This window comes from Labilibaculum antarcticum, from assembly GCF_002356295.1.
GTDB lineage: Bacteria > Bacteroidota > Bacteroidia > Bacteroidales > Marinifilaceae > Labilibaculum > Labilibaculum antarcticum.
Window position 1 is genome coordinate 5,294,125 of sequence record NZ_AP018042.1, and the last position, 14,601, is coordinate 5,308,725.

At 35.0% G+C, this 14,601-nt stretch carries 10 protein-coding genes and 1 pseudogene; all 11 read right to left on the minus strand.

Going from position 1 to position 14,601, the window contains the following annotated elements:
* Window positions 1–136: 136 nt before the first annotated feature.
* The 11 genes and pseudogenes from ALGA_RS21065 to ALGA_RS21120 all read right to left on the minus strand — a co-directional run bounded on the left by ALGA_RS21065 (window position 137) and on the right by ALGA_RS21120 (window position 14,553).
* A complete protein-coding gene (locus ALGA_RS21065; RefSeq protein ID WP_096432690.1) occupies window positions 137–1,612 on the minus strand; it encodes a RagB/SusD family nutrient uptake outer membrane protein in 1,476 nt (491 codons plus the stop codon).
* Between the two features lie 20 nt (window positions 1,613–1,632).
* A complete protein-coding gene (locus tag ALGA_RS21070) occupies window positions 1,633–4,893 on the minus strand; it encodes a TonB-dependent receptor (protein ID WP_231706011.1) in 3,261 nt (1,086 codons plus the stop codon).
* Window positions 4,894–5,105: 212 nt separating this feature from the next.
* A complete protein-coding gene (locus ALGA_RS21075; protein WP_096432694.1) occupies window positions 5,106–6,104 on the minus strand; it encodes a FecR family protein in 999 nt (332 codons plus the stop codon).
* A gap of 246 nt (window positions 6,105–6,350) precedes the next feature.
* Window positions 6,351–6,938, minus strand: a complete 588-nt coding sequence (locus ALGA_RS21080) for an RNA polymerase sigma-70 factor (RefSeq protein ID WP_096432696.1) — start codon at window positions 6,936–6,938, stop codon at window positions 6,351–6,353.
* Between the two features lie 857 nt (window positions 6,939–7,795).
* Window positions 7,796–9,616, minus strand: coding sequence for an HAD-IIIC family phosphatase (locus tag ALGA_RS21085; protein WP_096432698.1), 1,821 nt, complete (start codon window positions 9,614–9,616; stop codon window positions 7,796–7,798).
* 297 nt (window positions 9,617–9,913) lie between these two features.
* Window positions 9,914–10,246, minus strand: coding sequence for a helix-turn-helix domain-containing protein (locus ALGA_RS21095; RefSeq protein WP_096432702.1), 333 nt, complete (start codon window positions 10,244–10,246; stop codon window positions 9,914–9,916).
* A gap of 32 nt (window positions 10,247–10,278) precedes the next feature.
* Window positions 10,279–10,650 (minus strand): heavy-metal-associated domain-containing protein, encoded by a 372-nt coding sequence (locus ALGA_RS21100; protein WP_096432704.1) that lies wholly within the window; start codon window positions 10,648–10,650, stop codon window positions 10,279–10,281.
* A 34-nt stretch (window positions 10,651–10,684) separates the two neighbouring features.
* Window positions 10,685–11,152, minus strand: a complete 468-nt coding sequence (locus ALGA_RS21105) for a heavy-metal-associated domain-containing protein (protein WP_145957693.1) — start codon at window positions 11,150–11,152, stop codon at window positions 10,685–10,687.
* Between the two features lie 140 nt (window positions 11,153–11,292).
* Complete coding sequence (locus ALGA_RS21110; RefSeq protein WP_096432706.1) at window positions 11,293–11,757, minus strand: hypothetical protein; 465 nt, start codon at window positions 11,755–11,757, stop codon at window positions 11,293–11,295.
* A 40-nt stretch (window positions 11,758–11,797) separates the two neighbouring features.
* Window positions 11,798–12,190 (minus strand): annotated as a pseudogene (locus tag ALGA_RS21115) (DUF302 domain-containing protein).
* A 23-nt stretch (window positions 12,191–12,213) separates the two neighbouring features.
* The gene (locus tag ALGA_RS21120; RefSeq protein WP_096432708.1) at window positions 12,214–14,553 is read right to left on the minus strand and encodes a copper-transporting P-type ATPase; all 2,340 of its coding nucleotides are present in this window, start codon (window positions 14,551–14,553) and stop codon (window positions 12,214–12,216) included.
* Between the last annotated feature and the right edge of the window lie 48 nt (window positions 14,554–14,601).

Consider the following 14,601-nt stretch of genomic DNA (forward strand, 5'->3'; position numbering starts at 1 on the left):
AACATCCACCATTCAAGTGATTCATTAAATAATATGACGTAATGAATTACAATAAACAATCAATAAAACCACTTGGTTAAAATTTATTCCAGTGGATGCTTCAAAAACAATATTCTTATAAAAAAGATTAGTTTGCTTAGTATCCGGAATTTTGCTCCAAATTTGGATTTGCATCAATCTCTTTCTGAGGAATGGGTAGTAATAAATGCTTTGAACCAGCATTCACTTTACCAATTGAGTGTAGGAAATCTAATCCGTACTGACCATTTTCTACTCGAACAAGATCAAACCATCTCTGTCCTTCAAAGGCCATTTCCATTCTTCGTTCATGCAGTACTTTGGTTAAAAAGGCTCCTTGTGAAAGACCTGAAATACGCAAAAGGCCTGCACGCAAACGCACCTCATTTAAAGGAACTTCAGCGGCGGTTGTTTGCCCTAAATTGTTCAAGGCTTCAGCTTTCATTAACAACACATCTGCATAGCGCAATACCGGGAAATTCATTGGACTGTTATCAGAGGTTGGCGAAATGGTTTTAGACACCAAAAATTTTCTTAAATTATAACCTGTTGTAGAATAAGCCATGTCATAATCCTGACCATCAAACTGAGGACAACCATCGTATAAAACCGTAACATCCTTTCGCTTATCACCAGCTTCATATGAGTCTATAAACTCCTGTGTTGGCTGGTTCCAACCCCATCCACCAGCAACCATATCTGAGTTACGCGGTCCGGTAAAAGTACTTAGCCAAGATGCCTGATTCTCATTCCCCCAAAAACCTTCGCCTGCATCATTTGTATATTGTATTTCAAACAATGATTCGACTGAATTTTTATTGTAAACATCATAACTATCTGCGTATGATGGGTTTAGCGAGTAGCCTAAGACTGATACATCATTACACAGGTCAACAGTTTTTTGCCACTCTCCCAATGTCAAATACACTTTAGCCAATAGGCCCGTCGCAGATCCTTTAGATGCACGACCTTTTTCTGCATCTGAGTAACTTTCACGAACTGGAAGCATGTTTTTTGCTTCCTCAAGATCATTGATTATTTGTTCATAAACCAGGCTTACTTTTGTTCGAACAGGTCGTAAATCATCACCCGGTGCTTGAGGCTCTAAAATCAAAGGAACATCACCAAACATTCGAGTAAGAATAAAATAGTATAATCCTCTCAAAAAGTGTGCTTCTCCCAGTATTTGGTCTTTTAGCTCTTCGTCGATATCCATTCCGGGAACATTTTGAAGTACTAAATTGCAACGAAGAATTCCTGGGGCAGGTCCTCGCCAAAGGTCTAAAACTCCTGGATTATCAGTTGCAGTAACAAAATTTGCCATATCCTGTGTCTCCCGGCCATCATCTCCACCACCGGCACCAACATTACTGTTTCCAGCCATAATATCAGTGGTCCACATTCTCATGTTGTATAATTTTGGCCACTGTAATGGTTGATAAGCACCATTTATTGCACCTAAAGCATCAGCTTCAGTCTGATAGAAATTTTCTGTATTAATTGAATCAAGAGGAGCTTTATCTAAAAAATCATCTCCACAAGCACTAACAAAAAGTGCCAGAATCAAAATTGGAATATATAGTATCTTTTTCATGTGTTTAGAATTTACTTAGATTAGAACCTTACGTTAACACCCATACTGATAGTTCTGGTAACGGGGTAAATGTTATGATCGATTCCATTAGCAGAAACCTCAGGATCAAAACCTTTGTATTTAGTAAATGTATAAAGGTTTGTTCCTGATACGTATAGTCGAAGCGACTCCAAACCAATTTGGGAAATAAGAGTTTTTGGCAAAGTATAACCAAGAGATATGTTTTTAATCCTAAGGTATGATCCATCTTCGATCCATCGGTCGGAAGCTCTGGTGTTTTTATTAGGATCATTGAATACAGCTCTAGGCATACTATTACTTGTATTTGGTCCGGTCCAGCGGTTAAGAGTTTCGGCACTTTGATTTACGGCTACGGCCATCCCCTCATTCCATATTCGATTGGCATTGAATATTTCATTCCCGTAAACACCCTGTAGAAAAATATTCAAATCAAATCCCTTGTAGCTAAAATAATTATTCATCGAAAAGATCAACTCTGGAGTTGGATTTCCCATATAAGTTCGGTCACTGTCATCAATAATACCATCACTGTTCAAATCTTTAAATCGAATATCTCCAGCAGAGGTTCTATTATATGGATCCAAGCCAGGAACTTGTTGCGCGTGAGCATCTACTTCTGCCTGCGTCTGGAATATTCCATCAGTAATAAAACCATAAAAAGCATTTACAGGATGGCCAGGTGCAATTCGTGATACAGCAAAATTAAAATCAAAACCATTTCCAGTAACCATTGGTATGGTATCGTTCAAATTTTTGACTTCATTCTTATTGTATGAAAAGTTAAAATCAGTATTCCAGATGAATTCGCCTTTCATATTGCGAGTTGAAACATTAACTTCAATTCCTTTGTTCTGAATTTTACCAGCATTGATATATGGTACATTGATGTCAGAGTAACCTGTTGAAATAGGCACCGACATTGGAACCAACATATCTTCCGTGTTTTTAATGTATCCGTCAATCGTAAGATTGACTCTTTGATTGAACAAAGTTGCATCCAACCCAATATTCGTTTGCTTCTGCGATTCCCACTGTACATTTGGATTTGGCATCATATCAGGTACAACAGCTGAAACAACATTGTTGTTAAAATTATATTTGTTCGTTTGGAATACCGACGCAAAGCTATAGTTTCCAATTGACTGATTTCCTGTAATACCATATCCTGCACGAAGTTTTAAATCATCAATAAGCTTCACATCCTTCAGAAAATTCTCCTCTGATAATCTCCATGCAACTGAAGCAGATGGGAATGTTCCCCACTTGTTATCAGAACCAAAACGTGATGAACCATCACGACGTATAGTCGCAGTCAGCATGTACTTATCAGAATACACGTAATTAAATCGTCCAATGTAGGACATCAATGACCACTCTGATGCATTCCCATTTACGGTTGGTTGAGAAATACCATTAGCCAATTGTTGGGTTTGATCACTTGCAAAATTTTGAATTGAACCATTGTGGAATTCAAATCGATTTTCCTGTGCACTGGTTCCTGCCATCAAGGTAATCCGGTGATCTACATTAATTATCTTGTTGTAGGTAATAGTATTGTCCCAGTTCCACGTAATGCTTTTATTTGATTGTTGGAATAGATAAGACTGTTCCTGTGGAGAAGGAAGCCAGTTGTATTGAGGCGACCATGTCCTGTCATCCCAGAAATTAGCTTGTAATCCCAGGTTCGTTTTAAATTTAAGGCCTTTAATAATATCAACTTCAGCAAATACAGAACCCAATAAATTATAACCTTTGGTAGTGGTCTCAACTAATTTTGCTTTACCAATTGGATTTGTTATATCACCATCCCACGATGGCCTTTCCTTCGGACCCGTATAAGTACCATCTTCATTAAAAATCGCCTGAGTAGGTAAAGCAAGCATCGTATTTTTAACACTATAATCTCCCTTGTATTTCTTATCGTGATTCAAGGTGATATTATTCCCAATTCTTATATTCTTAAGCACTTTAGACTCCAGGTTAAACTTTACAGTGTATCTCTTAAATCCGGTTTCAGTAACGATTCCTTTCTGATCTAAAATACTTCCAGACACATAATATTTAGTTTTATCATTACCCCCTGAAAAAGATAGTGAAAGATTATGCATTGATTCAGGACTAAATAACTTATCCAGCCAATCAGTTCCTTTCCCTAAAGATTCCGGGCTTGCATTAGCAGGATTTTTTGCCAAACCGGCATTATCCATCATTTCGTTATGCAGAGACGCAAATTGAGATGCATTTAAGACATCAACCATTTTAGTTGCTTCCTGAATTCCATAATTGTAATTTATATCTATGCTGCTTTTCCCTAAACGCCCCTTTTTGGTTGTAATAATGATCACTCCATTAGCACCTCGGGAACCATAAATAGCTGTTGCAGAAGCATCCTTTAAAATCTGAACAGACTCAATATCATTCATGTTTAATTGATTTAAACCGGAAGAGGTTGGAACATCATCAATTACTAACAATGGATTATTGTCGTTTATGGTACCAATACCTCTGATTCGGAATACGACATCGTTTCCGGGAACTCCTGAAGAAATAACTTGAACACCCGCAGCTTTTCCTTGTAATGCATCTCCGACACTTGCAACAGGAATGGATTGAAGCTGTTCGCTATTAACAGAAACAACAGATCCAGTTAAATCCCGTTTACGCTGACTACCATAACCGATTGCAACCACCTCGTTAAGACCAATAGTTTCCTCCTCTAAAATAATATTAATAGCTACTTCTGCATTCACTTTAACTTCCTGCGGAGAAAATCCTACAAAAGAAAATACAAGTAATTCTCCTTCTTCAACCACAATCGAAAAATTACCGTTAATATCTGTAATGGTTCCGATATCTTTACCTTTAATTACAACATTTACACCAGGTAGTGTAACACCATTTTTATCTGACACTTGTCCTGTAACTTTAACACCTTGTAAAGACTTAGAATCTTGTTCCAGTTTTGGGAGAAGAATTACAGTGTTATTTTTAGAGATATGATACTGAATATTTTCTCCTTCAAAGATTTGATCCAGAACACTCTTCACACTTTGCTCTTCAACTTGAACGGATACCTTTCGGGTAACATCGATTTGTTCTCTTTGATAGAAAAAACTGTATTCTGTTTTTTCTTCAATTTCACGAAGCACATCTGCAATTTCCTGGTCTTCAAGCTGCAAGGATACTTTTCCAACTTGTGAATAGACTGTTGCCGTAACATTTAGCATAAAAGCAAACATTAAAAAGATTGTGATCTTCATGACTAAGAAAAATTTTCGTCCCACTTTCCCCAAGGAAAAGTGAATACATGAGTTTTTTTTCATAATTTTAGGATGTTGAGTTAATACCTTTCCAGGTGTTACAGCACCTGAAGATTAATTTAATACTGGCCGGATGATGTTAGAGCATCTCCGGCTTTTTTTCTTGTTTAAGGTCCATTTCTCCAATTCATATTTAGCGGTTTTCTGGTATATTATTTTTTTTCAATAATTATTTTTTGTTCTTCTATCCGGTACTTTATGGGAAGAGTCGACTGAATTCGATTCAGCATTTCAAATATAGATTCATCTTTGATTGTTCCATCATAGTGATATTTGTTGATCGATGTATCTTTCACTTGAATTTCAACACCATATTTACGTTCCAGAATATCAGTTAACTCACTAAAGTTTTTATTAATAAAAATCAGTTTATTGTCTTTCCATGAGGAATACAATGAAGAGTTAACTTCTTTAATATCAATTTTTCGATCAAGCTTATTGTAAGAAATCTGCTCTCCTGGTTTAATCAAAATTGGTTGCTGTATAGAAAGTTCTTCTCCTGAAATAATTTCGATACTCCCTACCTCTAATGTTGTGGTAACATCCTTGTCATTTTCATATGCCTTAACATTGAATTCAGTACCCAAAACTTTCACATTATAATATGCTGTACTAACAACAAAAGGCTTATTCTGGTTCTTAGTGACGTTAAACCATGCCTCACCTGAAAGGAAAACCTCCCTGTTTCCATCTCCATGATCCATCCGATATTTTATCTCAGAACCTGCATTTAAATAAATTAGGGTACTATCTGGTAAATACACTTGAGAAATAGATCCTTTTGGTGCTACTATAGTAACAAAGGCCAAATCCGAATTTTGATTTAAAGGAGTAAAAATTGCTCCAACTATTAGTCCTATAGCTATGAGTGCCGCAATTGATGCAGCCCTTATTAAATAAATACGGTGTTTCTTGGATTTACTCTCTTTTTCTCTGGTTATGATCTTAAGCCAAAGCCTTTTGTACAATGAATTTAAATCGATCCCATCAGTATTTTCTTCGTCCATTTTCTCCAATTGACCGAATAAGGCATCAGAAATCTCATATTCCAATTCTGGCTTCCCAAAAAGGGATGATGCTTTTTCATGATCTTCATTCGAAGATATGTTTTGCTTTATTCGTCCAAATATATTGTTGTAATTTTCCTTCATGTCTAAATCATCGTTATAACAGTAATACAAACTCACTCACAAAACTACTCACACCAAAGTGAAAGTTTTTTTCGAAAAAGATATAAAACAAACAAAAACCTCCTCGCAAACATCTTACAAACAAGCCGTAATAGCATATTTGAATTGAAGTTTATTTCGGAAATTATCAGATTAAAGAATATTTATAATGAAAACTTATATCTTTCTATGAATAAAGAAACATCGTGCATGTAGTTTAAACAATCCTTAACTGTTAAGGAAAAATAGCAATAGCAAAAATACTGAGTTAGGTTTTAACTGTTCCCTGAGATAAGAGACAGAACGATAAATTTGATTTTCTACAGTTCTAAGAGAAATATTAAGATTTTTGGCTATTTCTTGATTTGAAAGGCCATCTTTTCTACTCATTAAAAATATATCTCTACGTTGAGCTGGCATTTTATCAATGTGCAGATTTAAAGAATCCACTAATTCATTGTATACAACATCATTCCATGTGAATTCATTATCCAGCGTAAAGTTATTTTTGACAAACTCATTATAGACTTGCTTGTAATTTTTCCTTTTGGATAAATTATAAATGCTATTAATCGCTATTTTAAAAATGTAAGCGCGAATATTCTGAGATTCATCAAGAGTTTCTCTTTTTTCCCAAAGCTTTAGGAAAACATCTTGAACTAATTCTTCCGCATCTGCATCTGATTTAAGATAAGATATGGCAAAACGATATATTCTAGGTGTATATCGATCAAATAGTTGCTTAAAGGCAAGCTGTGATCCATCTTTTAATTGAATCACTAGGGTTTGATCTTTAATGTCAGTGTTTGTAGTCAAATTTAGTGGCTTTGGGTACTACAAATATAAATCTTAATCGGAGCTTACCAAATATTAACTCATGACTTATTATTAAAATTATTAACCTTTCTACGTCTAAACACTTAATATCATTCACTTAAATAATGGTTAATTTAGTTTAAAAATTTCGCGTACTTGTCTGATCCTAAATTGCCAAGATCTTGAGCTAACTATTTTAAACATTTGAGATGTTCATAATAATAGGTTGGAAAGGTTTCAATAACATTTGTATCTCTGTTTTGAAGTTATTTCACATACTATGCTTGGAAAAGTGGTGCCATTTTGATTAAAAACAAGGTCTATTTATAGACAAATTTGATCGGATTATTGAAAATAACTGACACAATAGACACCCTCCAAGCATTTTTCGATCAATTTTGATTTTAGAATTTTAGAATTTTAGAATGAAGATGAAATGCGCGATGGGACATAATTAGAAAGAGATGACTTTCTCAGCGGGAATTATCGTTTTTTTAGATGCTTTTGCTTAAATTTGATACGGTTAAGTGACTTAACAAGCATTTTGATAAATCATTTAACATCAAAATAACCCAAATGCAACCAGCTGATAAACAGGATGTTGTAAAGTTTTATTGTTTCTTATTTGTTAGCCAAATAAGACAACACTCTACTTAATAAACATCTGATTACTTTCTGCATCGGTAAATAATAATTATTCTGATTAATTAAGTGCAATGGAAATAAACTGAATTACTAATAATTAAAGACCTTACTTATTTTCATTGTAATCTAGTTCTTGCTTTTAGTATAATTTGTTTTTTTTATTGCATCGAGAAATGCAATTTGCTTTAAATAAATTTGTAGAACCTTAAATTTCATTTAGCCAATAATACCCTTTTAAGTTTTAAAAAAATATCCTTGGTATTTTCATAAACGACTTTTGATATTTTTTTAAATTTAAACCTAAATTCATCCCTTTTATATTCAACCTTGCTTATTTCGCCTACAATTCGAATAAGTTCCTGAGCCATTAACTCGTACACATGTCTTTTGTAATGCCGGATGCTATGATTAATATCTTCATCATTTACAAACTTTCTCACATCTAACAAGAATGCATTGTCATGTTCAGCACAAAAATCATCCAATACTTTGTTTAGTATTTTGTGTCGATCTTGTGCCTTTCCGAATTCTGATGCATTGTTTTTCGGACTGCTTATTTCCGCTCCATTAATAAAAATGATTGGTTTGCTTATTTGACTCCTCAAACTCACCAAATTATTTCTGAGATCCTCAGGACTAATCTGTCCCTGAAATATAAAATCATGTTTAAAATCATCGTAAAAATCTCCATCCATACCTACAAAACCATGCCTTTTGCAACGTGAAACAAACTGTTCTTTCGTTTCATTTATAAAATCAGAATAACTTTCATAAGGTACAAGTGCATTGGTTCTTTTTGAGCTGTACAAATCCATTGTGTAGTCTACAAGCAGACTATATACCAGTACATCATACTCCTGTTCAAATACGCTGGTGGAAAAAATCGATTCATCCCAAAAAGGCAATTTATCAATTAGGAAGGACTTTGTAGTATCACTAACAATTCCCGATTGTAATAATATGAATGAATGAGCTTGTGGTACAGGATGATTATTTACATTCACAAAATTGAATTCCGACTGTAAGTTCAAATTCTTATAATTCAAATAATGCAGCATTTGATTCAGATCGCAAGCTCCTTTCAGTAATAAGCGAATAGATTTTGTTTCATTATTCTCATCAATAATCTGATTCCAATCCTCTGATACGATTATCCAATCAGGCTTAGGTTCTTTGGTCAGTTCTGCAGTAACCGCCCCAACTCTAATAATTTCAGGATAATTTAAATGTGCATAAACAAATTGTTCTAATCCAATATTCATTGCACGGCATGAGAAGAGAAAGTGCTCCAGTCTGTTGGTAGATAATTGCAGAGCATAAAAACCGACAATACCATATTCTCCAAAACGATCTTTTACCCGAACCATTTTGCATTCGTAATCTGTATTTTCAAGCAGCTCATCAAGCTCATGTTCGGCAATCCTATTTTTCGTATAGTTGATTTGGTTTGTTCTTTGAATCAATTCGAATATCCGGCCCTTACCAGATAAAACTTCGCTGATAAAAGCAAGTTGAATCCCTGACGTTTGAAGAAATTCCTTATTATCAGAATAATTTGTTCGTTCCTGATTTTTTTTCTCTAAGATTCTATAATAATGAAGACGACTGTGTTCCTTATCCTCTTTCCCAATAAAAGCATCATGATCGGTAATCTTAAAAATGAAATTAGGATCCTCAACCCACACGGCATCATTATAAAATTTAACTTCTTTTAAATTCAAATGATTGTCATCCAAAAACAACACATTTTGAGGTCGTAACTGTGCCAACTCTATGATACTATTAACACTCTTCCCTTTAGGTTGCCAATTTATTCGAGGAAATATAAAATAATCCCAAACCCCTAATTCCTGAAGTTTCTTTTTTGCTTCATATTGGTTGTTTTTTGAAGAAATCGAGTTCATTATTCCCCGCTCCACCAATTCTTTCACCAAATCAATATTGAACTGTATGGGAGTAACCTCTTCCTCTGAAAGTGTTCCAGACCAAAACGTATCATCCAAATCCCATATCACAAGCTTAACAACATCCATCACATTTAGTTTTTAAAAATTACAATTCATGCAACATCAACCATCTTTACATTTTCATAGATATTTCCCACAAATGAATGTGTTTACTATACAATAACACACCCCATCCATAAAAGAGGGCAAGCAGGTATATGAAAACCTCCATAAGTTCACTTTTACCTTCAAGACTGATAACTAGGATAAAAAACACCAATGGAAATAAACTTGGATGTGTGGAAATAAAGCGAAACCAATTGGGACACTTGTTTTGTTTCGGTATCCAAAGCTTCATTTCTTTATACCTGACCAAGGAAAGATTCAATTACTTTCATTCCAATACACATCGCTCTTCTGTATAAAGTTACAATTCAAATCTTGCTCTAGTACGTTAGCTATGTGAATAAGGTATTCAACTGTTGTATTCACTAATCCATTTTCAATCTTTGAAATGTATTCTTGATTACATCCCATAAGTTCGGCCAATTTAGATTGTGTCATCTTTTTTGACATCCTTACTTGCCTAATCTGTATCCCCAAATCGCTCCTTATTTTTCCCATTTTAAGGCAAATTATTATTACTTCAAGTTTAAAGCACTTTAAGAATACTGTTTTAAAAATCATCAAAACAATATTTATCCTAAGGCTCATCATTTGCAGAACGAGCCTTAAGAAATTCCTTTTTTCTAATTATGACTATGTCCTTCGTGACCTTCCATTTTACTCTTAGCACGATCATATTTGCAACATCCGGGAAGTTCATTGTAAACCTCATCTTTAGCTTTATGCATTTCAGTATCATGGCCCGCATTGGCAATAGCCATATGCACTTTATGAATGTCTGTTTTGGCAGTATCAAAAGCAACTTCAATCATTTTTGTCTCTTTGTTCCAATCTGCTAATGATACTCCATCAACAGCTAAAGCCGCTTTTTCGATACGATTCTCGCACATACCACAATTACCAAATACTTTAAATTTTTTGGTAGCTTCCTGAGCTGATAAACCAAGGCTAATCACTAAAAACAATCCGATTAATCCTACTAATTTTAATTTCATAATGTTTAATTTTTATCGTTACTAATTCATTTAACTATTTATTGCAACAAGAGCCACTTTTCTTCTTATTTGGACGAGTGCACTCTGAATGATCTGAATCCTTCTTTTCTAATTTATGACTGCAAGTTGAATGATCATCCCCTTCATGACTAGTTGCCTGTGTAAGAGCACCTCTTTCGTACTGACAACATACTGGAAGTTTATTGTAAACCTCATCTTTCGCTTTATGCATTTGAGTGTCGTGACCTGCCATTGCTATGGCCATATGCACTTTATGGATGTCTGTCTTAGAACTATCAAAAGTCACATCAATCATTTTTGATTCTTTGTTCCAATCTGCTAATGATACTCCATCAACAGCTAATGCAGCTTTTTCAATTCTTGTCTCGCACATTCCGCAGTTACCGGAAACTTTAAATTTCTCAGCATTATTTTGTGCAAACACTGATCCTGAACTCATAAAGGCCATTACTAATACAATATAAATTGCTTTAATTTTCATCTTCTCTAATTTCTAAATTATTTATTACTTACAACATCCATTTTTTTACTGATTCTCTTTTATACTTGCAACAATCCGGCAGTGCAAAACAGGCTAAAAAATCCAATATGACACCAGAATTAAAGCCATTACAGATCAGCTTATTTTTTATTAATTAATTTCAAATATTGATCATAAGTTTCATCTGACTTAAAAAACAATACTCTTTTATGATCTTGCGGATCTTGCCTTACTATGGCATCTGCTTTGCTAAACGTTTGACCTGATACCGGATCAACTGCGTATTGAATATTGTCTATATTTTGCTCCAGCTTCAACAAGCATTTCTCACAACAACCATAATAAGTCTTAGCTCCAATTTGAATTGGCAAACTACCTTTACTTTTAATATCACCTCTCACCATACAGATTATACTATCAGGTATAATTTCTCCCTCAAAAGATGAATAATTAATTACATCAGGAATTGATTTACTATTCAATTGAGGACCATATAATGCTATAGCTGCAATTACTATTATTCCTCCCAACAATAGCAATCCTCTCGTTCTGCTTTTACTTTCTAATCGAATCTTAGTTTTATTCTTACTATTTATTTTTTTCATGATTTATCCCCTTTTACCATTACCCCTTTTAATAGTTGACCTAATCTTCAAGAGAAGCTATAAACTTGTTTAAAAGTATTGACACTTCTATTGCACCCCTTTCAATATCCTCATTATTAACGGCACTCATCGAGGCTATTGGATTGATTGCAGCAACTTCAATTTTACCGTTATTAAGTTCCTGAATGATAACATTACAAGGTAACATCGTTCCAATCCTGCTGTCGTATTTTAAAGCCTCCTAAGCAAACTTGGGATTACATGCACCTAATATTTTGTATTTATGGAATTCGACAGCTAACTTCTCGTTGAGTTTTTGTTGAATGTCAATTTCGGTTAGAATCCCAAATCCCACCTTGTGCAGCGATTCTCTAACTTGTACCTCTACTTTTTCGAAATTTGAATTCAGTACTTTGGAATTATAGTACGACATCCTTTTTCTATTTTATGTGAATATTAAACTTTCCTTAAACGCAAAGCATTTGTAATTACAGAGACTGAACTAAAACTCATAGCTGCAGCCGCAATCAGAGGACTAAGAAGAATACCGAAAAATGGAAATAATATACCCGCGGCGATAGGAATTCCTATAGCGTTATAAACAAAGGCAAAAAATAGATTTTGTTTAATATTTCTCATTACCTGAATGCTTAACTCCCTTGCACGAACAATACCATTAAGATCACCTTTAATCAGAGTTATTTCGGCACTCTGCATGGCAATATCGGTACCTGTTCCCATAGCAATGCCTACATTAGCCTGTTCCAAAGCAGGTGCATCATTAATCCCGTCTCCAGCCATTGCCACGATGTGACCTTTTTCTTGCAGTTCTTTTACCTTATTGTATTTATCTTCCGGTAGGCAATCTGCCACGTATCCATCCAGATTTAATTCCCGAGAAACTGCCTTAGCGGTATTCTCATTGTCACCAGTCAACATCAATACCTTTACGCTCATTTTTTGCAGTCTTTTAATCGCGTCAATTGAAGTTGGCTTAATCTTGTCCGAAACGCTAATGATTCCTTCCACCTGACTACCTACAATCAAATACATTACAGTTTGACCAACCAATTGTTTTTGACTTGATCTATTTTCCTGTTCTTTAGTTAGACTAAGACCAAAATCCTCAATCAAACGTTTATTTCCCAATCCGATTCTCACTCCCTGATATTCAGCCTTAACTCCCTTACCGGTAACAGATTCAAAACTTTCAATCTGTAAAAATTCGATGTCGTTTTTTTTCGCTCCCTTCACAATGGCTTCAGCAACCGGATGCTCACTGAAGGTGTCAACAGATGCTGCCAACTGAAGAATCTCGATATTTGTTAATTTATTGAAGGATTCATAGGATTGTAAAGAAGGTTTTCCCTCTGTTATCGTACCTGTCTTATCGACAATTAGAATATCTACCTTATTCATTTCTTCAATCGATCTGGCATTTTTCACCAAGACACCAGACTGAGCACCCCGTCCGGTTCCAACCATTATTGAAACTGGAGTTGCTAAACCCAATGCACAGGGACAAGCGATAATAAGTACTGAAACAGCATTTATAAAAGCATATGCATAGGCTGGCTCAGGTCCCCATACCGCCCAGATAACAAAAGTGAGCAGTGATATAGCAATAACTGTAATCACAAAATACCTGGCTACCACATCTGCAAGTTTTTGGATTGGTGCCCGAGAACGACTTGCTTCATTTACCATCTCAATAATCTGAGATAATAAAGTGTCGGAACCAACCTTCACTGCTTTAAAATCGAAAGAAGTCTTACCATTAATTGTTCCACCTGTAACTTTATCATTATTATATTTTTCAGAAGGAATAGGTTCTCCTGTTATCATGCTTTCATCAATAAAAGCTGTTCCTGCTATAATGATTCCATCCACCGGCACTTTTTCTCCTGGTTTTACACGTAAAATATCACCAACCTGTACATTTTCAAGTGGAATTTCCTCTTCTTCGCCATTATTGACCCTACGAGCAATAGGCGGTGCCAGATTAAGAAGTGCTTTTATTGCAGAGTTAGTTTTGCTGTGTGCCTTCAGTTCAAGCATTTGCCCAAGCAAAACCAAAGTCAATATAACAGCGGCTGCTTCAAAATACAAATGAACATTCCCCACCGAATCCTTAAACTGATCAGGAAAAATACCTGGCATAAGGAGTGCAATTACACTAAAAATATAAGCGCTACCTACACCTATTAGTATCAATGTCCACATATTTGGATTCCATGTTCGAATGGATTTCCATCCACGGATAAAAAACTCTCCACTGGAATAAAAAACAACAGGTGTTGCTAAAACAAATTCAACCCATCCCCAAGTATATTTAGTAGCTATTAGATCCAAATTCAAAAAACTGAAAAACTCCGACATAGCAATAATGAAAACCGGAATACTTAAAAAAAGTGCAACGCGAAACTTACGCTTCATCACTTCATAAGTAGTGTCGTCGTCAGCCCCCTCAACCTCTGCAGCCACCAGATGCATGCCACATACAGGACAATCACCCGATTTTTCATACATCTTATTTCCTTCACAATGCATCGGGCAAAAATATTTACCATTTGCTTCTGAGTGTGTGTTCTGAATATTTTCATGCCTGTCATGAGCATGATTCAGATCTATATTTACTTCCTTAAGATTCATGTTGCAAACCGGGCAACGTCCTTCACTGGAATACACCTTTTCACCTTCACACTTCATAGGACAAGAATAAACCTTATGAATCGTATCCACTGTTTTAGCGTGCCCCGAACAACAATCAGGATTCTTTTTACTCTTCTTTTCCATAGTGTATAGTATTATTTATTTTCAATTGATGTACAAACCTCTTAAAGC

What these genes read in the sequence shown, in the direction of transcription:
- ALGA_RS21065 (WP_096432690.1), bottom strand. Translation starts at nt 1,612, where the DNA reads ATGAAAAAGATACTATATATTCCAATTTTGATTCTGGCACTTTTTGTT.
- ALGA_RS21070 (WP_231706011.1), bottom strand. Translation starts at nt 4,893, where the DNA reads ATGAAGATCACAATCTTTTTAATGTTTGCTTTTATGCTAAATGTTACG.
- ALGA_RS21075 (WP_096432694.1), bottom strand. Translation starts at nt 6,104, where the DNA reads ATGAAGGAAAATTACAACAATATATTTGGACGAATAAAGCAAAACATA.
- ALGA_RS21085 (WP_096432698.1), bottom strand. Translation starts at nt 9,616, where the DNA reads ATGGATGTTGTTAAGCTTGTGATATGGGATTTGGATGATACGTTTTGG.
- ALGA_RS21095 (WP_096432702.1), bottom strand. Translation starts at nt 10,246, where the DNA reads ATGATGAGCCTTAGGATAAATATTGTTTTGATGATTTTTAAAACAGTA.
- ALGA_RS21100 (WP_096432704.1), bottom strand. Translation starts at nt 10,650, where the DNA reads ATGAAATTAAAATTAGTAGGATTAATCGGATTGTTTTTAGTGATTAGC.
- ALGA_RS21105 (WP_145957693.1), bottom strand. Translation starts at nt 11,152, where the DNA reads ATGAAAATTAAAGCAATTTATATTGTATTAGTAATGGCCTTTATGAGT.
- ALGA_RS21110 (WP_096432706.1), bottom strand. Translation starts at nt 11,757, where the DNA reads ATGAAAAAAATAAATAGTAAGAATAAAACTAAGATTCGATTAGAAAGT.
- ALGA_RS21120 (WP_096432708.1), bottom strand. Translation starts at nt 14,553, where the DNA reads ATGGAAAAGAAGAGTAAAAAGAATCCTGATTGTTGTTCGGGGCACGCT.